Genomic DNA, 23,766 nt, shown 5'->3' with positions numbered 1-23,766 from the left:
ATTAATATCCAACATATGTTATAGTTGCAGTCATTACTTCAGATTTCAATGTATTTGAAGGCAACCTCACTCTCCTATGACAAAGATGAGGTTGCTTCTTTTATTTTGAAATTTGTATGACAACTTTTATTTTATTATGTTACACTAGGGTAGCTAACGACCTAATCTAACCTTTTCTTTTGCTTTTGCAAAGTAAAATTCCTAAACAAAAAAGAGCAACCTTATCCAATGCCATTTGAGATAGGGTTGCTCTTTTTATTATTACAAAGTCAGTAAATACATTTCTAATGACCGATGGTACCTTTAAAAATAGAAAAGCGTTTGTTTTTCATAATATGTATAACGCTTACACAATTAAAAACAAACTGGTAGAACTCGCTTTCCTTATAATTAAGCAGTTAAGTATAATCTAATATTTAGTTGTATTCGATACAATTCATTTAATAACAGGTCCAAAAATTGACTTGCTTCAACTGTATTTTGACTTGTAAATCCTTCTTCAAATGCAAATTGAATCATTCTTTCTCTTGTTGTTTCAATCTCCATTAATAGAACATAGATGATTACCCCGTTATACCATGTCAACTCACTCATCACCCATTCATAAGATATTTATCTTTCTAAGTCATGATCTTGGCGCTTTGATTGCTTTCCAATCCCACGAACATATTGAAAAAATGAAATCTGCTTCATCTTCTCTACATTCTTATCAATCCAATTTAAAGCTTTTTCCTTTCCAGGCTTTCAATGTTTTATTCTCTTCTTTTAATTCATGAATCTGCCTATTTGCATAATCAAGGTTCTTCTTTTTGGCACATAATCCTTTATATAACCAGAGATTTCATCTTCGTTAAGCTCTCATTCAATTCATTTGTCTGTACAAGCTCTTTTTTCGTTTTCTCATGTTTCTGCTTCTCAATTGTCAAATTATCGCTTAGAGAGCTTATATGAGCCTCGTATTGCGTATCTAGTTCTCTCTTAACCTCATCTTTGACCTTTTCCTTTTGTTCAGCTGAGAAATCACGCACAAGCTTCTGGCGCATTTGTTTCTTCGCCTTTTCCACTTGGCCGTCTTGATCCGCCACATATACCTCTAATTCTTGCCTTGTCTCATCCAAATCATTCTTCAGTGTCTTGTTCTCTTTTTCATAGCGATCAAGCTCATGGCTCAACGCATGCGTGCGCTCATGCTCGGCCGCCAACGTTTGTTGAAGCTCTTTTGTGAGACTCATCAGCTCATGAAAATCTGTTTCCTCCACTTTCACTTTGGAACCCATGACTGTCTTGGCCGCCTCTAGTTCAACAGGTTGGCTACATAACTCTTCAATGCGTCTTTCACTGCGTATCTCAACGGGTGGTGCTGCTTTCAACTCCACTAAATTATCCATCTGTTGAAGCTCTTTTTCCTTGTGAGCAACTAGTTGCTGCAGATCCTTGAGCTCTTTCTCACGTTCTTGTTTTTTAAACTCATGCACACTTTTATGCTGAAGCTCACTCGGCTCACCACGCTCAATGTCATAGCCACGTTTGTTCATGTAGTTGTGAAAATCATCCTGAATTCTACGAATCTTTGTTTTCCCATGGAAGTACTCTTTCGCCGCCAAGCGCCGATCATCCGTAATCGGAACAAAACCCACGTGCATGTGTGGCGTGGTTTCATCGTTATGTACGACGGCATATAAAATATTCTGCTGGCCATACTTACCGGCTATATGATCCAGTGATGCTTCAAAATATTTGCGCTGCTCGTCTTGCGACATCGCATGCATATACTCCGGACTAGCCGATACAAAGAATTCTGCCACCAGGACTGCATCATTCCGAATTTTTCGTTTCACACGGGTGGCCGTCATCTTCTTAATTTCTTCATGGTACTTAATTTTGTCCTCGTTCACAAAGTCATAGTTGAGCATTGTTCTGGTTGAATCGATGTCTTTATTTTTACTGTTCTCGCCTTCTCGTTGGTTGTGTTTCTGGATCCCCAATATTGCGTCTTTGTGGAACTTTTGCATGCGGATAATCCCATATTTGGCCATCCCTCCATCCCCCATTTCGACCACTGTACTTGGGTCTAGCATACCACAATTTGAGATTTGGTGTAACGTACTACACCAATTTTTCATCTTCGATCAAATTGGGAGCGCGCTCTACGAGGTGGCGGTCGGATTCCTCCCTGTGTTTGGCTTCGCCAAAATAAAGACATCCTCAACGGATGCCCTTTTTCATCAAGACCGTGGACGCCGTCCACCACCTGTAAGGGGAACTCTTCCCCTTAACCCCATCTAAAAAACTCCCCCAACCCCCTCACTTTTTGAGGGGGCTCCCTCGCCGGTTGGCGTCAAACAAACGCGTTTGTTTGAGTTCCAAGAGGGTTTGGGTCTTGCTGAATCTATCAACTCCTTAAATTCTCGACCTCACGGTCTTGCGATTTATCGTTGACAGACCTTTATGCTAGATGTATAAACACTCTATTTTAGAAAATACTGATGGGTAACTTATAGATAGGGGTTTATATGATATATGGATACAATAATTTTGTGGTTTTTACTTTTTTTAGGCTTTATTTTGTTTGGTTTTATTTTCAGAAAACCACCTATTCACTATTGGCTTTTTACTTTTTTACTGACTTCTTACTGTTCAACTTTCATTGGCGTTATTGTGGTCGAAAAAGGAATGCTTGAATATCCGATAAGATTGTTAGCTAATTACTTTGAATCCAGTATTTTATATGAATATCTCCTGTTTCCTATTATTTGTGTATATTTTTGCCAACACACTTACGATTCCACGTATAAAATTTGGGTGATTCAAGCTATTTTTTATAACGCTTTTTTTACATTGGTAGAAATCATCTTGGAACACTATACAGATTTAATTCACTATTATACGTGGACATGGTTGTATACATTTATCAGTACGTTTGCCTTAATGGTCATCATCAGAACGATTGTTCAATTTCTTCCTAAAAAACCTACATATTCGTAACAAAGGCCGCCCATTATATATCATCCTATAAGGCGGCCTTCAGTAATTTCTATTCATTGTTTTATGTCCCATGATATGTCGTCACCATTTTTATGTGTCACGCTCTGATATGTCATCTCTCAGGATCGTTGATATAACTGTATTTAGAGCCTGATTCCCCGACATATCAGCATACTTAATTTTTACTTTTAAATCTAATACCATTAGCAAACGTAAAGTTTTCTTTTACAAATTGAAAACCGTATAAAAGTAACGATTTTACAAAAAATATAATCATCACTCGAGGTCTGCTTAATCTCACATAAGAAAAGACCCCTAACTTTTTCAGAAAATCTGAAAAAGGAAAGATAAAGAACAAATCCGTGAAGAAATTAACAACTAGATATTTGAAGAAATGACCGTACGTATATTTTAAAATCCATATGGATCCAATTAAATATTGGCCCCACAAAAGTGGTGTTTCACCTCGAGCTTTTGGAAACAATCGCTCATAGAACCACCACCACTTTCTTTTTTCAGCAATGTAACTTTCTACTCGAATTGTTAACGTTATAAATAGACTAGCTGCCCAAAAACGTTTAATTGATTTTTTGCCTAGAAAAGGCACGCTGAGCCAAGGTACAAGCATAATACACCATAACCAAATTCTTGGATGTTTTGTCATTCTAAGAGACCTCCTGTTGAATAAATCATTTATAATGTCTCCTTGAAATAACAAAAATATCAAATATCAATATGGATTTACTAAAAGACAAGTTGCAACAGCTTGGCCGCCTAAAGAATAAAAAGCAAGAGGCGTAGCCTTTTGCTTTTTAAATATCTATCATTTATTTACATGTGGTCGGTTGATCAACGGATAGAATAGCTGGTTCAACCTTAGCATTTGTCATTTGTTCTTGAACAAAGATCCATATAGCAATGTTTATGACGACGGCTACCAGTAGAAAACTTCTATTTTTGTTAATAAAGGTTTCCTCCTTCAAGTCATAGTCACAGTAAAAGCTACCCATTATATATCATCCTATAAGGCGGCCTTCATTGTATGTATGCTACATGTATATTCGCATATTCATGATAATATCTTTTAAATCTCAATCTGTGCGGCCGCGCACAAAAATAAATGAAAACAGGAGAATAAGAGAAAAAACTTCTCTATAGCTACATGATTACTAACGTAATCGAATGTATCTATAGGAAAGTGTCTTGAAAATCCCATGTAATTAACCTTTATGTCTAAAGAAAGCTCACAATCACCACTGTAATAAGCATCAAAAGAATATACCATATACGACATGTTATACTACATAAAAGAAGACACCTTTAAGGTGCCATTTTTCAATGAATCTTCTCTTATATCTTATGAAAAGCATAGTACATACTGTACATATGTCAGAACTTATATTGTTTATAAGACCTGCAGTAAATTAGGCTTTCCAAAACTCCCACCACTTCTTTTTTTCTTGAGCAGCAGCAAGTTGCTTTCTCGTCTCCTGAATTTCACGTATATGACTCATGCTTTGCTGATCCATACGTTCTACTAACTTTTTATTGAATTCCATCTGTTCTTGTAATTGCTTTTTTATTTCTTCAATACTTTGAGCCATACCATCAATTTTATCTTTGAATTCATGAGCTTGAACGGCCATCTGTGCAGGTTGCATGGGGGGCATTCTTTGCCGTGCACCATAGCGCTCAACAACTTCTAAAGATGCTACTTCTTTGGTTTTTCTTTGAACTTTTACTATTTGTTTAAATAGTTGTAAAGCGTTTAAGTCATGTTTAGTGAAAGCCCGACTATCATTCTCTCCTTTAACAAACTTATAACCTGTGGCCTCTAATTGAATACACCACTTTCTTAAAGTGCTATCTGATACTTCTAGCTTCTTTGCAACTTCACTAGTCCAATAAGCTGGCTCTTGGCCAAGCTTTGCATCTGACATGCCGTTCCCTCCCGTGCACGCATAGTTATATAAATAGTTATACTTTTCATTTAAAATGTCCTTTAAAGAATAACAAAGAACGCCCCCCATGCACATCATTTTTCTGCTTGCACGGGGGGCGTTCAACCCCGTGCAAGTACTGATATATCAACATTTATAAGCTGTACTATTTTATTAAATCATATTTAGATTAAAAAGAGATGCACGCCCCCCGTGCATGCTATTTAATCTAATTTTGAGTTATAACTTTACCCGTGCAACCCCCGTTCGTTTTGGGGTGGCGTGCTGGCTAGGGGTTCGGGGACTAGTCCCCGTTTGTGTAATCTATTTTTAGTAAAATCACCAACTGTGGACGTCTGCTCTGGCGGTTCGGCAGGTATAATGGCCGTCACAAGCCGATCATCTTAAACTTCGTTTTGGGTATGTTCGGCTTGGCGATATAACCAACCCTGCCGAAATTTGAAATACAAGGAGAAAAGAGTGGAGATTTTTTAAGCGTTTTTCTTAAAAAATACTACTCGAACCTTGTATGGAAAATAGCCATTCTGATTTGTTTTTTCTAACGAAAAAAATATAAAAAGACCCTTGCAATTCTACCAGCGAATTGCTATTTAATATAGAGTGAGAAGAGAAGACTTTTTAAATATGGCTTTAACACTTGATACTAAAGGATTTTAGTCTAATTCCGTAGTAATGAAAAATCATTACTTTGGTAATGAAAAATCATTACTACGAAAATACAAAAAAAAGAACCTTTTTACAGGTTCTTAAAATAATCTAATAGGTAGATTTTTTAATTCTTTAGGTGTTTTTCTAAACATAGCTTTTAGTGTTCCATTTATATTGTCTTTATCTCCAGAAAACATAATGTGAGGATTAATGAATAAAGCATATGCCCTGACATTATTATCTTCTATTCCGCTTTCTGATCTTGCTAAAATACCTTTATCAATCAACCCTTTTATAATCGGATTTACATTTTGTTTCTTTTTTCCTAATATTTCTGCAAGATCACTTTGAGTAACGGGAAGTGAATTAACTTGTCTAGAATCATTAACTATACAGTTAGAAGAAAATTCAACATTAGGAACTAAATCCATTAAAAAGTTTTTCTCTGCAGTAGTTAAGTATTTTATATCCCTTAAATATAAAATATTTTCTTGAATCAACTGTACAAACCTCACTTTATTCTTAATTTTTCTTTCCGGAACCAACTTCATTCCCTTTGAATTAGCTTTGGCTTGAAGTTCATTTGCATAGTTTAATTCTTCTTCACTTAGAACTTTACCGTTTTCAATTTCTCGTAATCTAGCTTTTTTTTCGGCTTCTTGCAATGCTTTTTGCATTTTTAAATTCCTCCATTTAGTAGTGGAAGGAACTAACCTAATTGTGTTAGAATACATTTATAAAGTTATGTAGTTGAAGGTTAATCCCTTCTTAATATTTTTTAGAGAAAGTCCTCGGAGTCGTCGAAAACTTGAGGGCTTTTTCTTATGTCTAATTTTCTACCAAATCCTACATTTTTGCAAACCCTATTTGTAAAATAAGCAAGAAAACTCACCTAAAATGTAGATGAGTTTTCTAGTCTAATAACCCTTTTTCTTTAAATACTTTTCTCAAAGCTTCATTCACCAATTCAGATTTATAACTCTTAGGAGCTCGATCAATAATACTTAGCACATCATCATCAAAATAAAACCCTCGATATACTCTTTTAGATCGGTCTTTTGGATTTTGTAGCAAGATATCAATTGCATCTACTTTGCTAGTAGTCGTACTAGCTTTTGAAAGATTACTGCTAGTACTTTCACTTTCATTCAGATAGCTAGTACTAGCTGCTACTTCACTGTTAGCTTGCTTTTGTTCTACTAGTGCTTTACTGTTTTTAGAAATAAGGGTATTAAAATCAACTTCTAAAGGTTCGGGTTCTTCCCCAACATAACGATAAACACTTTGCTTACTGTCCCATTCATATCCTAGTTTCTTAATTCTTAATTGAATGGTGCGAGTACTTACATCATACTGATCAGCTAATTCTTTAATGGTGATTTCTTTCATCATAATTCCATTTAACATCTTTTTTACTAGCATCATACTGTCCTCCACTTCCATTTTAAAAGTATAGTACTAGTATTCAAATGCAAGATGATATTTCCTGCTATAACTTCTCTTACTTGTTAACATAAAACATTCTTCCGGAACACTTTACTAGCAGTGGTACTAGCTTTTTAAAAGCTAGTACTTTCACTTTCATTCAGATAGCTAACACTAGCTGCTATTTCACTGTTAGTTTACTTTTGTTTTGCTGTTTTTTGAGATAAACGTACTAAAATTAAGGTCTAAGGGTGCTGGTTTTTCCCAAATATAACAATAAACACTTTGCTTCTTGTCCCACTCATATACCAACTTGAAAAAGGTCTCAATACCTTTATAAACTAAGATAGCAAATAACACATGAATTTATGAGTTCATGTGTTATTTCTGCTTTATATGAATTAAAAAATATATTGAGCGCAAACTAGAAAAGATGTAACCCTTAGCATAGATGAATGCACATTTATAAAAGAAAAAATCACTTTGAGAAATAAGTGATTTTTTCTTTTTTGAAAGGAATAAAAAACATGAAAAATCTATTTAAATATCTGTTCTTTTTGATTGGCGGAGCAATTTGGATTAGCGTTTTAATATTTTCTATTTACACTGATCTTGCTAATGTTTACGGCTATAACCCCGCACGTATTGAGGAATAAAGAAGTAAAAAAACTCAAAACTATAAAGAAACATAAAAATAAACAACCTGAATATCAAAAAATACTTTGAGCAAACTATTCATGATGCCTACTAAAGGGCGTCTTCCACTGCAACCTTATAAAAAAGAAAGATGTCCTCCCTGACATCTTTCTTTTTTTATGAGCTACTTAAAGCATAAAATTCATTAGTTTAAACAAACTACTCATGATGATTAAAGTCATCAATAAAAACATAATTTGCACTAGAAGTAACTGTTAAGAATTTTGATTCTAACAGTTACTTTAAACATTTAAGAAATAAAAATTTACTGCTTTTGATTATTGGCTGCTGAAGAATTTATATTATTGTCTTTATCCTTTAAGTAATTATTTATATTTATTGTACCATTTACATTAATGTTTCCATCTTTACTGCAATAGTTAATATCCATATTAAAAATATTTATTTGGTATGACATCCTCATATCTCCTCCTATCATCTTGTGAGGCATTGTCTTGTTTTTTATCACTCTCTGTAGAATCAGTTTCTTCGTCTTCATTGCTTTGTTCTTCACTTTCCTCTTGAATCTGTCCAATTAATGAAATAACAGATCCAATTGCCTGAATCCAACTCCCAACAACATCTAATGACCATATAGTATTATCTTCTTCTTTTTCAGATGATTCTTTGTTATCTATATAACTGGACTTCAATTCATTTACGCCACTTAAAGCTTGAAGTGAATTCCCAATGACTTGAAGCAAATTTCCAATGATATTGTAGATTTCATTTATATTTGACGTATCTTGAAATTCATCTCCCAAAGCAGTAGCTCCACCTAAAGCTTGAATCCAATTTCCACTAATAATCAGTTTCTGTTGTGTTGTATCTTTAAAATCCACAACAAGCCCAGAAATTACGGTCACATTCCCAACAGATTGAAGTTCATTTCCAAGCCTCTCAAGGTTCTCTTCTCCTTGTCCATCAGCCTCTAGAGCATTCCCTACAGCCTGTAGTTCATTCCCAATCAAATTTAAATCTTTTCTGAAACTGCTTCCTAATGAACGGAAGGGAGTACTGCCTACAGCAGCTGTAACGGTTCCAATAGCTGCTAACCAAGCACCAAAGATTTCTTTTAACTGATTATCCATAATGATCTATCCTGTCGTTAAAGACATACTTTCTGATGATAAAAAGTACCCATTAGAATCTAAAATACAAAGGGTACTTTTAAGAAAAACAAAATATAAGGATTCTAGGGCAATAAACTTAATACTAAGAGCAAAGTATAAGCCTATATTAGTGTATTCTTTAGTAATCATATAGGTAACTTGCCTATACGAATAAAACTTCACTTTTCGAGAACACTATCCAAGATGATTCATATCATCATCTCGCCTAGCATAATCCATGAAAAAACTCCTGAACAGGCACCAGGGGTTTTTTCTATCTTTAGACTGGATATCACATACAAACCTAGTTATCATAATGGACTTCATTAGCAACAAGCTTTAAAATTCATCTCGTATAGTCGAACAGCTGAAATCAGTAATATTTAGTAGGAGTGATTAGTAATTTGGGTCAGTTTTTTTGTCAGATTTGCGATTCTGAATTTAAAAGCTATAATAAAAATGCAAAATATTGTTCTCAGAAGTGTAAAGGAAAAGCATATATCAAACATTCAATTAAAAAATGTAAAATTTGTAGAAAAGAATATAAACCAATACGAGCTACAAGTAAGTTTTGTTCTCTTAAATGTTGTGCTACAGATAAGAAAAATACAATTGTTCTTATACCCTTTTTTGTATCTATGAGATATTCTAATTTGACTACTAGTTTAGACCTTGAACATTTTTTATATTAGCTCCGATAGTATACATTGAAGCATTTCATACCCTTTAATAAATACAGATTTACTATTTAAAGTTCGTATACCTTTTACGAATTTTGAACAAACTGTTGAAGATACCTGAAGTATCATTTTCAACGCAATATCTCGATACTTAGAAAAAAACTCCCTACCACATGGGGAGTTTTTTTCTTTCTTATAATTCAAATTCTAGTTGACACATGTTTGATTTTTTTATTTTTTAAATTTATATAACTCATTGTATTTTCATCATATTTTCATTTTTCTTTTTTATAATGTACTTTGTAAAAAGAAAAATAATCCGTTCATCAAATATAAATAATACAAATCGTATGATTAGTTAAGCTCACTTTGCTAATCGTACAATTTTTGATCATAAAAGATAAAAAGATCTCTATGTAAAAAAATTCATTCACAGACACTACTTTTTGTGAATGAATTTTTTTATGAAGAGAAAACTACTCAAGACGCCGTGAGGCATCAGCCAATACCCTTGTAATAGAGCAGAAAAAACCTACCTCTTTGGATTGGAAAGAGATAGGTTTTTTTCTGTTTTCAAAGTGTATACTTCATACATTTTTAGTTAACATATAACGTATTATAGGCACAAAAATAGGCTTTAAGTTCTCTTAAAGCCTATTGTACTTACCCTTCTTCTTTAAAATCCTTTTTTATAGTCCAAAACGTTTTCTTTAAATCATCATAAAAAAACATCGTTAAGAATCCTAATATTGTAACACCAGCTGAAAACGCTCCTAAATCTAAAAATAATCCTACAAATACAAGGATAATTCCAATCACAAAACCAGGATCTGATAAATCCTCAATTTTATTCTTTTTTTGATCGATTACTATTTTTTTCTGAAAAGAACGATCACCTTTAATTAGTTCATCTAACGTCACATTATATAAATCACTTAGCTTAATAAGATTTTCAATATCGGGATACCCTTTATTATTCTCCCACTTATATACAGATTGTCTAGATACATTCATTTCTTGGGCCAATTCTTCCCTAGAAAGGTTTTTTTCTTCCCTCAGTCTTTGCAACTGTTCTCCCAATTCCATATGCCCTCACCTCTTATGTACCACTTTATAACATTTATGGTAAAACCACCACAAACGCTTAGTAACATCGTGTAAACCATTGGTTAACAGAACGAAAATGATAGAAATAGCTTCCAAAATCGTTTAATATACACAACAACTTTACATAATCCAGATTCTCGGAAGAAATGATTAAAGTTATCTGCTAAACTCAATGATAAAGAGTATTGAGTTTCATTCGAGGAGGACATATAAATAGTGAAGAAGCTTTCATATCCATTCCAGCCAAAGTCAAACAGATATCTTATACCTGGCCAATTTTGGCCAATCCCTTTAAGTAACGGAACATTTGCTTGCGGTAGGGTATTAGAGGTTAGTTCTGAATACAATAAGGCTTTTATTGCTGGCCTTATGGATTGGATAGGGAATGAGCCACCTACAAGTGAAGATTTAAGAGGAAGTAGCATAATTAAGCAAGGTGACGGACATATAAAGATGATCCAAGAAACAGCGATAGATGGTATGATTTTTGGTCATAGGGATCTAGAATTAGACAATTTAGAGGTAGCTTATTTTAGGTCACAGGAGATGTTTGAAGATAATTGTATGCTGCAAAAAGGATACAAAGAAATTCGACCTATAACAAAGGAAGAACATCAAAAGTATAATACTCTTTCTACATGGGGCTACGGTGTCATCAAATTTAGTGCTGAAGATATGTTTGTTAAGAAATAAACATGAATACCATATACATTGCTAGTTTACATAAAGTCTCTTTCCGGAAGACATCACAAAAAGGAACCCTTCTGGGAGTAAGGGTTCAATCTAGGACGTCAATATACTTTATGCAGCTTTTTATACATCCTTGATACATCAGCGTTTTATCTTGAGGTGAATAAAAGCCGAATGTATAAAAAGCGCACCTTTTATTCATATGCTTAATTTCTATAAATTAGCATTAATATCCAACATATGTTATAGTTGCAGTCATTACTTCAGATTTCAATGTATTTGAAGGCAACCTCACTCTCCTATGACAAAGATGAGGTTGCTTCTTTTATTTTGAAATTTGTATGACAACTTTTATTTTATTATGTTACACTAGGGTAGCTAACGACCTAATCTAACCTTTTCTTTTGCTTTTGCAAAGTAAAATTCCTAAACAAAAAAGAGCAACCTTATCCAATGCCATTTGAGATAGGGTTGCTCTTTTTATTATTACAAAGTCAGTAAATACATTTCTAATGACCGATGGTACCTTTAAAAATAGAAAAGCGTTTGTTTTTCATAATATGTATAACGCTTACACAATTAAAAACAAACTGGTAGAACTCGCTTTCCTTATAATTAAGCAGTTAAGTATAATCTAATATTTAGTTGTATTCGATACAATTCATTTAATAACAGGTCCAAAAATTGACTTGCTTCAACTGTATTTTGACTTGTAAATCCTTCTTCAAATGCAAATTGAATCATTCTTTCTCTTGTTGTTTCAATCTCCATTAATAGAACATAGATGATTACCCCGTTATACCATGTCAACTCACTCATCACCCATTCATAAGATGTTAAATTATTCATTTATCTAACATTAAATGGTTTTAATCTCCATATCAATATTATTTTTTCACAAAATTTATATTTAGCATTTAAAAGAACAAATTACGAAATGAAATACAGGTACCAAGGTATCAAAAGTCCTCATATAAAATTCAAAAATAATAAAAATATGGACATTCTTCTAAAATATGTTACACTTAACACTCGCATTTTTTATAGGTATTTCCTTGAGAGGTATATTCCCTTTTTTTATAGAGCCGCCTCTCCTCTATGTCGTGTGTGTAATTCTATTCACTATCCCTATTCAAAGGTGAGTAGAACTACATATTCATTCTTTTTCTCTTTGCAAAACCATGCTATTATTTCATAAGTAACACTACATATTGACCATCCTATAATATGTTTTTAAGTATGTTTTGTAAGGCCTTTGACCAGCTCTTTAACGAGCTGGTCCTTTTTTAACCTTAATACGATTGTTATTTTTGAATCATTATATAAGAGAATTTATATTGCTTATTAACAAAGGGAAAATATAGTCTTTATGGAAAAAAGATGATATTATTGATTTAGAACTGTTTTTTCGTTACGTGTTGTACGTTTGAGTCCTGTAAAAAAGCTATCTTATTCTATGCAAAGACACTGCCCATAGAATAAGATAGCTTTTTTTATGTATATAAAACTATTTATTTTTACTCAAAGCTTTTAAAAATAGTTTGTATAAAAAAGGAGCATTTTTATGTTAACTAAATACGAACTCCTATTATTCAACAGAGAGCTTTTATTATTGATAGAACAACACTCTACCTGTACCGATTCTAATATAAAGGAAACCCTCTTAACTCAAATTGCTCTTATGCTTGCTGCTCTTAGCTAAATCTATTTATCTTTCTAAGTCATGATCTTGGCGCTTTGATTGCTTTCCAATCCCACGAACATATTGAAAAAATGAAATCTGCTTCATCTTCTCTACATTCTTATCAATCCAATTTAAAGCTTTTTCTTTCCAGGCTTTCAATGTTTTATTCTCTTCTTTTAATTCATGAATCTGCCTATTTGCATAATCAAGGTCTTCTTTTGGCACATAATCCTTTATATAACCAAGATTCATCTTCGTTAAGCTCTCATTCAATTCATTTGTCTGTACAAGCTCTTTTTTCGTTTTCTCATGTTTCTGCTTCTCAATTGTCAAATTATCGCTTAGAGAGCTTATATGAGCCTCGTATTGCGTATCTAGTTCTCTCTTAACCTCATCTTTGACCTTTTCCTTTTGTTCAGCTGAGAAATCACGCACAAGCTTCTGGCGCATTTGTTTCTTCGCCTTTTCCACTTGGCCGTCTTGATCCGCCACATATACCTCTAATTCTTGCCTTGTCTCATCCAAATCATTCTTCAGTGTCTTGTTCTCTTTTTCATAGCGATCAAGCTCATGGCTCAACGCATGCGTGCGCTCATGCTCGGCCGCCAACGTTTGTTGAAGCTCTTTTGTGAGACTCATCAGCTCATGAAAATCTGTTTCCTCCACTTTCACTTTGGAACCCATGACTGTCTTGGCCGCCTCTAGTTCAACAGGTTGGCTACATAACTCTTCAATGCGTCTTTCACTGCGTATCTCAACGGGTGGTGCTGCTTTCAACTCCACTAAATTATCCATCTGTTGAAGCTCTTTTTCCTTGTGAGCAACTAGTTGCTGCAGATCCTTGAGCTCTTTCTCACGTTCTTGTTTTTTAAACTCATGCACACTTTTATGCTGAAGCTCACTCGGCTCACCACGCTCAATGTCATAGCCACGTTTGTTCATGTAGTTGTGAAAATCATCCTGAATTCTACGAATCTTTGTTTTCCCATGGAAGTACTCTTTCGCCGCCAAGCGCCGATCATCCGTAATCGGAACAAAACCCACGTGCATGTGTGGCGTGGTTTCATCGTTATGTACGACGGCATATAAAATATTCTGCTGGCCATACTTACCGGCTATATGATCCAGTGATGCTTCAAAATATTTGCGCTGCTCGTCTTGCGACATCGCATGCATATACTCCGGACTAGCCGATACAAAGAATTCTGCCACCAGGACTGCATCATTCCGAATTTTTCGTTTCACACGGGTGGCCGTCATCTTCTTAATTTCTTCATGGTACTTAATTTTGTCCTCGTTCACAAAGTCATAGTTGAGCATCGTTCTGGTTGAATCGATGTCTTTATTTTTACTGTTCTCGCCTTCTCGTTGGTTGTGTTTCTGGATCCCCAATATTGCGTCTTTGTGGAACTTTTGCATGCGGATAATCCCATATTTGGCCATCCCTCCATCCCCCATTTCGACCACTGTACTTGGGTCTAGCATACCACAATTTGAGATTTGGTGTAACGTACTACACCAATTTTTCATCTTCGATCAAATTGGGAGCGCGCTCTACGAGGTGGCGGTCGGATTCCTCCCTGTGTTTGGCTTCGCCAAAATAAAAAAAGACATCCTCAACGGATGCCCTTTTTCATCAAGACCGTGGACGCCGTCCACCACCTGTAAGGGGAACTCTTCCCCTTAACCCCATCTAAAAAACTCCCCCAACCCCCTCACTTTTTGAGGGGGCTCCCTCGCCGGTTGGCGTCAAACAAACGCGTTTGTTTGAGTTCCAAGAGGGTTTGGGTCTTGTGAATCTATCAACTCCTTAAATTCTCGACCTCACGGTCTTGCGATTTATCGTTGACAGACCTTTATGCTAGATGTATAAACACTCTATTTTAGAAAATACTGATGGGTAACTTATAGATAGGGGTTTATATGATATATGGATACAATAATTTTGTGGTTTTTACTTTTTTTAGGCTTTATTTTGTTTGGTTTTATTTTCAGAAAACCACCTATTCACTATTGGCTTTTTACTTTTTTACTGACTTCTTACTGTTCAACTTTCATTGGCGTTATTGTGGTCGAAAAAGGAATGCTTGAATATCCGATAAGATTGTTAGCTAATTACTTTGAATCCAGTATTTTATATGAATATCTCCTGTTTCCTATTATTTGTGTATATTTTTGCCAACACACTTACGATTCCACGTATAAAATTTGGGTGATTCAAGCTATTTTTTATAACGCTTTTTTTACATTGGTAGAAATCATCTTGGAACACTATACAGATTTAATTCACTATTATACGTGGACATGGTTGTATACATTTATCAGTACGTTTGCCTTAATGGTCATCATCAGAACGATTGTTCAATTTCTTCCTAAAAAACCTACATATTCGTAACAAAGGCCGCCCATTATATATCATCCTATAAGGCGGCCTTCAGTAATTTCTATTCATTGTTTTATGTCCCATGATATGTCGTCACCATTTTTATGTGTCACGCTCTGATATGTCATCTCTCAGGATCGTTGATATAACTGTATTTAGAGCCTGATTCCCCGACATATCAGCATACTTAATTTTTACTTTTAAATCTAATACCATTAGCAAACGTAAAGTTTTCTTTTACAAATTGAAAACCGTATAAAAGTAACGATTTTACAAAAAATATAATCATCACTCGAGGTCTGCTTAATCTCACATAAGAAAAGACCCCTAACTTTTTCAGAAAATCTGAAAAAGGAAAGATAAAGAACAAATCCGTGAAGAAATTAACAACTAGATATTTGAAGAAATGACCGTACGTATATTTTAAAATCCATATGGATCCAATTAAATATTGGCCCCACAAAAGTGGTGTTTCACCTCGAGCTTTTGGAAACAATCGCTCATAGAACCACCACCACTTTCTTTTTTCAGCAATGTAACTTTCTACTCGAATTGTTAACGTTATAAATAGACTAGCTGCCCAAAAACGTTTAATTGATTTTTTGCCTAGAAAAGGCACGCTGAGCCAAGGTACAAGCATAATACACCATAACCAAATTCTTGGATGTTTTGTCATTCTAAGAGACCTCCTGTTGAATAAATCATTTATAATGTCTCCTTGAAATAACAAAAATATCAAATATCAATATGGATTTACTAAAAGACAAGTTGCAACAGCTTGGCCGCCTAAAGAATAAAAAGCAAGAGGCGTAGCCTTTTGCTTTTTAAATATCTATCATTTATTTACATGTGGTCGGTTGATCAACGGATAGAATAGCTGGTTCAACCTTAGCATTTGTCATTTGTTCTTGAACAAAGATCCATATAGCAATGTTTATGACGACGGCTACCAGTAGAAAACTTCTATTTTTGTTAATAAAGGTTTCCTCCTTCAAGTCATAGTCACAGTAAAAGCTACCCATTATATATCATCCTATAAGGCGGCCTTCATTGTATGTATGCTACATGTATATTCGCATATTCATGATAATATCTTTTAAATCTCAATCTGTGCGGCCGCGCACAAAAATAAATGAAAACAGGAGAATAAGAGAAAAAACTTCTCTATAGCTACATGATTACTAACGTAATCGAATGTATCTATAGGAAAGTGTCTTGAAAATCCCATGTAATTAACCTTTATGTCTAAAGAAAGCTCACAATCACCACTGTAATAAGCATCAAAAGAATATACCATATACGACATGTTATACTACATAAAAGAAGACACCTTTAAGGTGCCATTTTTCAATGAATCTTCTCTTATATCTTATGAAAAGCATAGTACATACTGTACATATGTCAGAACTTATATTGTTTATAAGACCTGCAGTAAATTAGGCTTTCCAAAACTCCCACCACTTCTTTTTTTCTTGAGCAGCAGCAAGTTGCTTTCTCGTCTCCTGAATTTCACGTATATGACTCATGCTTTGCTGATCCATACGTTCTACTAACTTTTTATTGAATTCCATCTGTTCTTGTAATTGCTTTTTTATTTCTTCAATACTTTGAGCCATACCATCAATTTTATCTTTGAATTCATGAGCTTGAACGGCCATCTGTGCAGGTTGCATGGGGGGCATTCTTTGCCGTGCACCATAGCGCTCAACAACTTCTAAAGATGCTACTTCTTTGGTTTTTCTTTGAACTTTTACTATTTGTTTAAATAGTTGTAAAGCGTTTAAGTCATGTTTAGTGAAAGCCCGACTATCATTCTCTCCTTTAACAAACTTATAACCTGTGGCCTCTAATTGAATACACCACTTTCTTAAAGTGCTATCTGATACTTCTAGCTTCTTTGCAACTTCACTAGTCCAATAAGCTGGCTCTTGGCCAAGCTTTGCATCTGACATGCCGTTCCCTCCCGTGCACGCATAGTTATATAAATAGTTATACTTTTCATTTAAAATGTCCTTTAAAGAATAACAAAGAACGCCCCCCATGCACATCATTTTTCTGCTTGCACGGGGGGCGTTCAACCCCGTGCAAGTACTGATATATCAACATTTATAAGCTGTACTATTTTATTAAATCATATTTAGATTAAAAAGAGATGCACGCCCCCCGTGCATGCTATTTAATCTAATTTTGAGTTATAACTTTACCCGTGCAACCCCCGTTCGTTTTGGGGTGGCGTGCTGGCTAGGGGTTCGGGGACTAGTCCCCGTTTGTGTAATCTATTTTTAGTAAAATCACCAACTGTGGACGTCTGCTCTGGCGGTTCGGCAGGTATAATGGCCGTCACAAGCCGATCATCTTAAACTTCGTTTTGGGTATGTTCGGCTTGGCGATATAACCAACCCTGCCGAAATTTGAAATACAAGGAGAAAAGAGTGGAGATTTTTTAAGCGTTTTTCTTAAAAAATACTACTCGAACCTTGTATGGAAAATAGCCATTCTGATTTGTTTTTTCTAACGAAAAAAATATAAAAAGACCCTTGCAATTCTACCAGCGAATTGCTATTTAATATAGAGTGAGAAGAGAAGACTTTTTAAATATGGCTTTAACACTTGATACTAAAGGATTTTAGTCTAATTCCGTAGTAATGAAAAATCATTACTTTGGTAATGAAAAATCATTACTACGAAAATACAAAAAAAAGAACCTTTTTACAGGTTCTTAAAATAATCTAATAGGTAGATTTTTTAATTCTTTAGGTGTTTTTCTAAACATAGCTTTTAGTGTTCCATTTATATTGTCTTTATCTCCAGAAAACATAATGTGAGGATTAATGAATAAAGCATATGCCCTGACATTATTATCTTCTATTCCGCTTTCTGATCTTGCTAAAATACCTTTATCAATCAACCCTTTTATAATCGGATTTACATTTTGTTTCTTTTTTCCTAATATTTCTGCAAGATCACTTTGAGTAACGGGAAGTGAATTAACTTGTCTAGAATCATTAACTATACAGTTAGAAGAAAATTCAACATTAGGAACTAAATCCATTAAAAAGTTTTTCTCTGCAGTAGTTAAGTATTTTATATCCCTTAAATATAAAATATTTTCTTGAATCAACTGTACAAACCTCACTTTATTCTTAATTTTTCTTTCCGGAACCAACTTCATTCCCTTTGAATTAGCTTTGGCTTGAAGTTCATTTGCATAGTTTAATTCTTCTTCACTTAGAACTTTACCGTTTTCAATTTCTCGTAATCTAGCTTTTTTTTCGGCTTCTTGCAATGCTTTTTGCATTTTTAAATTCCTCCATTTAGTAGTGGAAGGAACTAACCTAATTGTGTTAGAATACATTTATAAAGTTATGTAGTTGAAGGTTAATCCCTTCTTAATATTTTTTAGAGAAAGTCCTCGGAGTCGTCGAAAACTTGAGGGCTTTTTCTTATGTCTAATTTTCTACCAAATCCTACATTTTTGCAAACCCTATTTGTAAAATAAGCAAGAAAACTCACCTAAAATGTAGATGAGTTTTCTAGTCTAATAACCCTTTTTCTTTAAATACTTTTCTCAAAGCTTCATTCACCAATTCAGATTTATAACTCTTAGGAGCTCGATCAATAATACTTAGCACATCATCATCAAAATAAAACCCTCGATATACTCTTTTAGATCGGTCTTTTGGATTTTGTAGCAAGATATCAATTGCATCTACTTTGCTAGTAGTCGTACTAGCTTTTGAAAGATTACTGCTAGTACTTTCACTTTCATTCAGATAGCTAGTACTAGCTGCTACTTCACTGTTAGCTTGCTTTTGTTCTACTAGTGCTTTACTGTTTTTAGAAATAAGGGTATTAAAATCAACTTCTAAAGGTTCGGGTTCTTCCCCAACATAACGATAAACACTTTGCTTACTGTCCCATTCATATCCTAGTTTCTTAATTCTTAATTGAATGGTGCGAGTACTTACATCATACTGATCAGCTAATTCTTTAATGGTGATTTCTTTCATCATAATTCCATTTAACATCTTTTTTACTAGCATCATACTGTCCTCCACTTCCATTTTAAAAGTATAGTACTAGTATTCAAATGCAAGATGATATTTCCTGCTATAACTTCTCTTACTTGTTAACATAAAACATTCTTCCGGAACACTTTACTAGCAGTGGTACTAGCTTTTTAAAAGCTAGTACTTTCACTTTCATTCAGATAGCTAACACTAGCTGCTATTTCACTGTTAGTTTACTTTTGTTTTGCTGTTTTTTGAGATAAACGTACTAAAATTAAGGTCTAAGGGTGCTGGTTTTTCCCAAATATAACAATAAACACTTTGCTTCTTGTCCCACTCATATACCAACTTGAAAAAGGTCTCAATACCTTTATAAACTAAGATAGCAAATAACACATGAATTTATGAGTTCATGTGTTATTTCTGCTTTATATGAATTAAAAAATATATTGAGCGCAAACTAGAAAAGATGTAACCCTTAGCATAGATGAATGCACATTTATAAAAGAAAAAATCACTTTGAGAAATAAGTGATTTTTTCTTTTTTGAAAGGAATAAAAAACATGAAAAATCTATTTAAATATCTGTTCTTTTTGATTGGCGGAGCAATTTGGATTAGCGTTTTAATATTTTCTATTTACACTGATCTTGCTAATGTTTACGGCTATAACCCCGCACGTATTGAGGAATAAAGAAGTAAAAAAACTCAAAACTATAAAGAAACATAAAAATAAACAACCTGAATATCAAAAAATACTTTGAGCAAACTATTCATGATGCCTACTAAAGGGCGTCTTCCACTGCAACCTTATAAAAAAGAAAGATGTCCTCCCTGACATCTTTCTTTTTTTATGAGCTACTTAAAGCATAAAATTCATTAGTTTAAACAAACTACTCATGATGATTAAAGTCATCAATAAAAACATAATTTGCACTAGAAGTAACTGTTAAGAATTTTGATTCTAACAGTTACTTTAAACATTTAAGAAATAAAAATTTACTGCTTTTGATTATTGGCTGCTGAAGAATTTATATTATTGTCTTTATCCTTTAAGTAATTATTTATATTTATTGTACCATTTACATTAATGTTTCCATCTTTACTGCAATAGTTAATATCCATATTAAAAATATTTATTTGGTATGACATCCTCATATCTCCTCCTATCATCTTGTGAGGCATTGTCTTGTTTTTTATCACTCTCTGTAGAATCAGTTTCTTCGTCTTCATTGCTTTGTTCTTCACTTTCCTCTTGAATCTGTCCAATTAATGAAATAACAGATCCAATTGCCTGAATCCAACTCCCAACAACATCTAATGACCATATAGTATTATCTTCTTCTTTTTCAGATGATTCTTTGTTATCTATATAACTGGACTTCAATTCATTTACGCCACTTAAAGCTTGAAGTGAATTCCCAATGACTTGAAGCAAATTTCCAATGATATTGTAGATTTCATTTATATTTGACGTATCTTGAAATTCATCTCCCAAAGCAGTAGCTCCACCTAAAGCTTGAATCCAATTTCCACTAATAATCAGTTTCTGTTGTGTTGTATCTTTAAAATCCACAACAAGCCCAGAAATTACGGTCACATTCCCAACAGATTGAAGTTCATTTCCAAGCCTCTCAAGGTTCTCTTCTCCTTGTCCATCAGCCTCTAGAGCATTCCCTACAGCCTGTAGTTCATTCCCAATCAAATTTAAATCTTTTCTGAAACTGCTTCCTAATGAACGGAAGGGAGTACTGCCTACAGCAGCTGTAACGGTTCCAATAGCTGCTAACCAAGCACCAAAGATTTCTTTTAACTGATTATCCATAATGATCTATCCTGTCGTTAAAGACATACTTTCTGATGATAAAAAGTACCCATTAGAATCTAAAATACAAAGGGTACTTTTAAGAAAAACAAAATATAAGGATTCTAGGGCAATAAACTTAATACTAAGAGCAAAGTATAAGCCTATATTAGTGTATTCTTTAGTAATCATATAGGTAACTTGCCTATACGAATAAAACTTCACTTTTCGAGAACACTATCCAAGATGATTCATATCATCATCTCGCCTAGCATAATCCATGAAAAAACTCCTGAACAGGCACCAGGGGTTTTTTCTATCTTTAGACTGGATATCACATACAAACCTAGTTATCATAATGGACTTCATTAGCAACAAGCTTTAAAATTCATCTCGTATAGTCGAACAGCTGAAATCAGTAATATTTAGTAGGAGTGATTAGTAATTTGGGTCAGTTTTTTTGTCAGATTTGCGATTCTGAATTTAAAAGCTATAATAAAAATGCAAAATATTGTTCTCAGAAGTGTAAAGGAAAAGCATATATCAAACATTCAATTAAAAAATGTAAAATTTGTAGAAAAGAATATAAACCAATACGAGCTACAAGTAAGTTTTGTTCTCTTAAATGTTGTGCTACAGATAAGAAAAATACAATTGTTCTTATACCCTTTTTTGTATCTATGAGATATTCTAATTTGACTACTAGTTTAGACCTTGAACATTTTTTATATTAGCTCCGATAGTATACATTGAAGCATTTCATACCCTTTAATAAATACAGATTTACTATTTAAAGTTCGTATACCTTTTACGAATTTTGAACAAACTGTTGAAGATACCTGAAGTATCATTTTCAACGCAATATCTCGATACTTAGAAAAAAACTCCCTACCACATGGGGAGTTTTTTTCTTTCTTATAATTCAAATTCTAGTTGACACATGTTTGATTTTTTTATTTTTTAAATTTATATAACTCATTGTATTTTCATCATATTTTCATTTTTCTTTTTTATAATGTACTTTGTAAAAAGAAAAATAATCCGTTCATCAAATATAAATAATACAAATCGTATGATTAGTTAAGCTCACTTTGCTAATCGTACAATTTTTGATCATAAAAGATAAAAAGATCTCTATGTAAAAAAATTCATTCACAGACACTACTTTTTGTGAATGAATTTTTTTATGAAGAGAAAACTACTCAAGACGCCGTGAGGCATCAGCCAATACCCTTGTAATAGAGCAGAAAAAACCTACCTCTTTGGATTGGAAAGAGATAGGTTTTTTTCTGTTTTCAAAGTGTATACTTCATACATTTTTAGTTAACATATAACGTATTATAGGCACAAAAATAGGCTTTAAGTTCTCTTAAAGCCTATTGTACTTACCCTTCTTCTTTAAAATCCTTTTTTATAGTCCAAAACGTTTTCTTTAAATCATCATAAAAAAACATCGTTAAGAATCCTAATATTGTAACACCAGCTGAAAACGCTCCTAAATCTAAAAATAATCCTACAAATACAAGGATAATTCCAATCACAAAACCAGGATCTGATAAATCCTCAATTTTATTCTTTTTTTGATCGATTACTATTTTTTTCTGAAAAGAACGATCACCTTTAATTAGTTCATCTAACGTCACATTATATAAATCACTTAGCTTAATAAGATTTTCAATATCGGGATACCCTTTATTATTCTCCCACTTATATACAGATTGTCTAGATACATTCATTTCTTGGGCCAATTCTTCCCTAGAAAGGTTTTTTTCTTCCCTCAGTCTTTGCAACTGTTCTCCCAATTCCATATGCCCTCACCTCTTATGTACCACTTTATAACATTTATGGTAAAACCACCACAAACGCTTAGTAACATCGTGTAAACCATTGGTTAACAGAACGAAAATGATAGAAATAGCTTCCAAAATCGTTTAATATACACAACAACTTTACATAATCCAGATTCTCGGAAGAAATGATTAAAGTTATCTGCTAAACTCAATGATAAAGAGTATTGAGTTTCATTCGAGGAGGACATATAAATAGTGAAGAAGCTTTCATATCCATTCCAGCCAAAGTCAAACAGATATCTTATACCTGGCCAATTTTGGCCAATCCCTTTAAGTAACGGAACATTTGCTTGCGGTAGGGTATTAGAGGTTAGTTCTGAATACAATAAGGCTTTTATTGCTGGCCTTATGGATTGGATAGGGAATGAGCCACCTACAAGTGAAGATTTAAGAGGAAGTAGCATAATTAAGCAAGGTGACGGACATATAAAGATGATCCAAGAAACAGCGATAGATGGTATGATTTTTGGTCATAGGGATCTAGAATTAGACAATTTAGAGGTAGCTTATTTTAGGTCACAGGAGATGTTTGAAGATAATTGTATGCTGCAAAAAGGATACAAAGAAATTCGACCTATAACAAAGGAAGAACATCAAAAGTATAATACTCTTTCTACATGGGGCTACGGTGTCATCAAATTTAGTGCTGAAGATATGTTTGTTAAGAAATAAACATGAATACCATATACATTGCTAGTTTACATAAAGTCTCTTTCCGGAAGACATCACAAAA

The 23,766-nt window shown here is 33.7% G+C and carries 22 protein-coding genes; 4 read left to right on the top strand and 18 right to left on the bottom strand.

The window, feature by feature from the left end:
• Positions 1-390: 390 nt before the first annotated feature.
• The gene (locus ACO1DI_RS00290) at positions 391-585 is read right to left on the bottom strand and encodes an aspartyl-phosphate phosphatase Spo0E family protein (protein WP_228307902.1); all 195 of its coding nucleotides are present in this window, start codon (positions 583-585) and stop codon (positions 391-393) included.
• 239 nt (positions 586-824) lie between these two features.
• Positions 825-2,036: a MobV family relaxase gene (mobV, locus tag ACO1DI_RS00285; RefSeq protein ID WP_423144924.1), complete on the bottom strand. Its 1,212-nt coding sequence runs from the start codon at positions 2,034-2,036 to the stop codon at positions 825-827.
• Between the two features lie 484 nt (positions 2,037-2,520).
• Here mobV (ACO1DI_RS00285) and ACO1DI_RS00280 point away from each other — a divergent pair, with 484 nt between their 5' ends.
• Complete coding sequence (locus ACO1DI_RS00280) at positions 2,521-2,985, top strand: CBO0543 family protein (protein ID WP_047749690.1); 465 nt, start codon at positions 2,521-2,523, stop codon at positions 2,983-2,985.
• A gap of 175 nt (positions 2,986-3,160) precedes the next feature.
• Here ACO1DI_RS00280 and ACO1DI_RS00275 read toward each other — a convergent pair whose 3' ends face one another.
• From ACO1DI_RS00275 to ACO1DI_RS00245, 7 genes are all read right to left on the bottom strand, one after another.
• The gene (locus ACO1DI_RS00275) at positions 3,161-3,649 is read right to left on the bottom strand and encodes a hypothetical protein (protein WP_310877313.1); all 489 of its coding nucleotides are present in this window, start codon (positions 3,647-3,649) and stop codon (positions 3,161-3,163) included.
• Between the two features lie 163 nt (positions 3,650-3,812).
• A complete protein-coding gene (locus ACO1DI_RS00270) occupies positions 3,813-3,995 on the bottom strand; it encodes a hypothetical protein (RefSeq protein ID WP_345936502.1) in 183 nt (60 codons plus the stop codon).
• 414 nt (positions 3,996-4,409) lie between these two features.
• Positions 4,410-4,925 (bottom strand): DUF3967 domain-containing protein, encoded by a 516-nt coding sequence (locus tag ACO1DI_RS00265; protein WP_310877311.1) that lies wholly within the window; start codon positions 4,923-4,925, stop codon positions 4,410-4,412.
• Between the two features lie 767 nt (positions 4,926-5,692).
• Entirely contained in the window at positions 5,693-6,271 is a 579-nt protein-coding gene (locus tag ACO1DI_RS00260) for a MarR family transcriptional regulator (protein WP_047749693.1), read from the bottom strand.
• Between the two features lie 235 nt (positions 6,272-6,506).
• Positions 6,507-7,019 (bottom strand): HTH domain-containing protein, encoded by a 513-nt coding sequence (locus ACO1DI_RS00255; RefSeq protein WP_053001459.1) that lies wholly within the window; start codon positions 7,017-7,019, stop codon positions 6,507-6,509.
• Between the two features lie 1,088 nt (positions 7,020-8,107).
• Entirely contained in the window at positions 8,108-8,806 is a 699-nt protein-coding gene (locus ACO1DI_RS00250) for a DUF6944 family repetitive protein (RefSeq protein WP_423144922.1), read from the bottom strand.
• Positions 8,807-10,170: 1,364 nt separating this feature from the next.
• Positions 10,171-10,593 carry a helix-turn-helix domain-containing protein gene (locus tag ACO1DI_RS00245; RefSeq protein ID WP_423144921.1) on the bottom strand — a complete coding sequence of 141 codons (423 nt, stop codon included), beginning with the start codon at positions 10,591-10,593 and terminating at the stop codon, positions 10,171-10,173.
• A 237-nt stretch (positions 10,594-10,830) separates the two neighbouring features.
• Between ACO1DI_RS00245 and ACO1DI_RS00240 the strand changes: the two genes are divergently transcribed.
• Entirely contained in the window at positions 10,831-11,307 is a 477-nt protein-coding gene (locus ACO1DI_RS00240) for an Imm26 family immunity protein (RefSeq protein WP_423144920.1), read from the top strand.
• Positions 11,308-11,919: 612 nt separating this feature from the next.
• Here the strand turns inward: ACO1DI_RS00240 and ACO1DI_RS00235 are convergent.
• On the bottom strand, positions 11,920-12,153 hold the full coding sequence (locus tag ACO1DI_RS00235; protein WP_423144923.1) for a Spo0E family sporulation regulatory protein-aspartic acid phosphatase: 234 nt from the start codon (positions 12,151-12,153) through the stop codon (positions 11,920-11,922).
• Between the two features lie 859 nt (positions 12,154-13,012).
• Entirely contained in the window at positions 13,013-14,431 is a 1,419-nt protein-coding gene (mobV, locus tag ACO1DI_RS00230; protein WP_310877314.1) for a MobV family relaxase, read from the bottom strand.
• Positions 14,432-14,918: 487 nt separating this feature from the next.
• On the opposite strand from mobV (ACO1DI_RS00230), the gene ACO1DI_RS00225 reads away from it, so the two are divergent.
• Positions 14,919-15,383: a CBO0543 family protein gene (locus ACO1DI_RS00225; protein ID WP_047749690.1), complete on the top strand. Its 465-nt coding sequence runs from the start codon at positions 14,919-14,921 to the stop codon at positions 15,381-15,383.
• Positions 15,384-15,558: 175 nt separating this feature from the next.
• On the opposite strand, the gene ACO1DI_RS00220 is transcribed toward ACO1DI_RS00225, so the two are convergent.
• From ACO1DI_RS00220 to ACO1DI_RS00190, 7 genes are all read right to left on the bottom strand, one after another.
• A complete protein-coding gene (locus tag ACO1DI_RS00220) occupies positions 15,559-16,047 on the bottom strand; it encodes a hypothetical protein (RefSeq protein ID WP_310877313.1) in 489 nt (162 codons plus the stop codon).
• Positions 16,048-16,210: 163 nt separating this feature from the next.
• The gene (locus tag ACO1DI_RS00215) at positions 16,211-16,393 is read right to left on the bottom strand and encodes a hypothetical protein (protein WP_345936502.1); all 183 of its coding nucleotides are present in this window, start codon (positions 16,391-16,393) and stop codon (positions 16,211-16,213) included.
• Between the two features lie 414 nt (positions 16,394-16,807).
• A complete protein-coding gene (locus ACO1DI_RS00210; protein WP_310877311.1) occupies positions 16,808-17,323 on the bottom strand; it encodes a DUF3967 domain-containing protein in 516 nt (171 codons plus the stop codon).
• Between the two features lie 767 nt (positions 17,324-18,090).
• The gene (locus tag ACO1DI_RS00205; protein WP_047749693.1) at positions 18,091-18,669 is read right to left on the bottom strand and encodes a MarR family transcriptional regulator; all 579 of its coding nucleotides are present in this window, start codon (positions 18,667-18,669) and stop codon (positions 18,091-18,093) included.
• A 235-nt stretch (positions 18,670-18,904) separates the two neighbouring features.
• A complete protein-coding gene (locus ACO1DI_RS00200; protein ID WP_053001459.1) occupies positions 18,905-19,417 on the bottom strand; it encodes an HTH domain-containing protein in 513 nt (170 codons plus the stop codon).
• A gap of 1,088 nt (positions 19,418-20,505) precedes the next feature.
• Entirely contained in the window at positions 20,506-21,204 is a 699-nt protein-coding gene (locus ACO1DI_RS00195) for a DUF6944 family repetitive protein (protein ID WP_423144922.1), read from the bottom strand.
• A 1,364-nt stretch (positions 21,205-22,568) separates the two neighbouring features.
• Complete coding sequence (locus ACO1DI_RS00190; RefSeq protein ID WP_423144921.1) at positions 22,569-22,991, bottom strand: helix-turn-helix domain-containing protein; 423 nt, start codon at positions 22,989-22,991, stop codon at positions 22,569-22,571.
• 237 nt (positions 22,992-23,228) lie between these two features.
• On the opposite strand from ACO1DI_RS00190, the gene ACO1DI_RS00185 reads away from it, so the two are divergent.
• On the top strand, positions 23,229-23,705 hold the full coding sequence (locus tag ACO1DI_RS00185; protein WP_423144920.1) for an Imm26 family immunity protein: 477 nt from the start codon (positions 23,229-23,231) through the stop codon (positions 23,703-23,705).
• Positions 23,706-23,766 lie beyond the last annotated feature (61 nt).

The organism is Priestia sp. 40 (assembly GCF_049368575.1).
Taxonomy (GTDB): domain Bacteria; phylum Bacillota; class Bacilli; order Bacillales; family Bacillaceae_H; genus Priestia; species Priestia zanthoxyli.
The sequence above is the reverse complement of the archived record's forward strand: the minus strand, read 5'-3'. Positions and strand labels throughout refer to the sequence as shown.

What these genes read in the sequence shown, in the direction of transcription:
- mobV (WP_423144924.1), bottom strand. Translation starts at nt 2,036, where the DNA reads ATGGCCAAATATGGGATTATCCGCATGCAAAAGTTCCACAAAGACGCA.
- ACO1DI_RS00280 (WP_047749690.1), top strand. Translation starts at nt 2,521, where the DNA reads ATGGATACAATAATTTTGTGGTTTTTACTTTTTTTAGGCTTTATTTTG.
- ACO1DI_RS00275 (WP_310877313.1), bottom strand. Translation starts at nt 3,649, where the DNA reads ATGACAAAACATCCAAGAATTTGGTTATGGTGTATTATGCTTGTACCT.
- ACO1DI_RS00270 (WP_345936502.1), bottom strand. Translation starts at nt 3,995, where the DNA reads ATGGGTAGCTTTTACTGTGACTATGACTTGAAGGAGGAAACCTTTATT.
- ACO1DI_RS00265 (WP_310877311.1), bottom strand. Translation starts at nt 4,925, where the DNA reads ATGTCAGATGCAAAGCTTGGCCAAGAGCCAGCTTATTGGACTAGTGAA.
- ACO1DI_RS00260 (WP_047749693.1), bottom strand. Translation starts at nt 6,271, where the DNA reads ATGCAAAAAGCATTGCAAGAAGCCGAAAAAAAAGCTAGATTACGAGAA.
- ACO1DI_RS00255 (WP_053001459.1), bottom strand. Translation starts at nt 7,019, where the DNA reads ATGATGCTAGTAAAAAAGATGTTAAATGGAATTATGATGAAAGAAATC.
- ACO1DI_RS00250 (WP_423144922.1), bottom strand. Translation starts at nt 8,806, where the DNA reads ATGGATAATCAGTTAAAAGAAATCTTTGGTGCTTGGTTAGCAGCTATT.
- ACO1DI_RS00245 (WP_423144921.1), bottom strand. Translation starts at nt 10,593, where the DNA reads ATGGAATTGGGAGAACAGTTGCAAAGACTGAGGGAAGAAAAAAACCTT.
- ACO1DI_RS00235 (WP_423144923.1), bottom strand. Translation starts at nt 12,153, where the DNA reads ATGAATAATTTAACATCTTATGAATGGGTGATGAGTGAGTTGACATGG.
- mobV (WP_310877314.1), bottom strand. Translation starts at nt 14,431, where the DNA reads ATGGCCAAATATGGGATTATCCGCATGCAAAAGTTCCACAAAGACGCA.
- ACO1DI_RS00225 (WP_047749690.1), top strand. Translation starts at nt 14,919, where the DNA reads ATGGATACAATAATTTTGTGGTTTTTACTTTTTTTAGGCTTTATTTTG.
- ACO1DI_RS00220 (WP_310877313.1), bottom strand. Translation starts at nt 16,047, where the DNA reads ATGACAAAACATCCAAGAATTTGGTTATGGTGTATTATGCTTGTACCT.
- ACO1DI_RS00215 (WP_345936502.1), bottom strand. Translation starts at nt 16,393, where the DNA reads ATGGGTAGCTTTTACTGTGACTATGACTTGAAGGAGGAAACCTTTATT.
- ACO1DI_RS00210 (WP_310877311.1), bottom strand. Translation starts at nt 17,323, where the DNA reads ATGTCAGATGCAAAGCTTGGCCAAGAGCCAGCTTATTGGACTAGTGAA.
- ACO1DI_RS00205 (WP_047749693.1), bottom strand. Translation starts at nt 18,669, where the DNA reads ATGCAAAAAGCATTGCAAGAAGCCGAAAAAAAAGCTAGATTACGAGAA.
- ACO1DI_RS00200 (WP_053001459.1), bottom strand. Translation starts at nt 19,417, where the DNA reads ATGATGCTAGTAAAAAAGATGTTAAATGGAATTATGATGAAAGAAATC.
- ACO1DI_RS00195 (WP_423144922.1), bottom strand. Translation starts at nt 21,204, where the DNA reads ATGGATAATCAGTTAAAAGAAATCTTTGGTGCTTGGTTAGCAGCTATT.
- ACO1DI_RS00190 (WP_423144921.1), bottom strand. Translation starts at nt 22,991, where the DNA reads ATGGAATTGGGAGAACAGTTGCAAAGACTGAGGGAAGAAAAAAACCTT.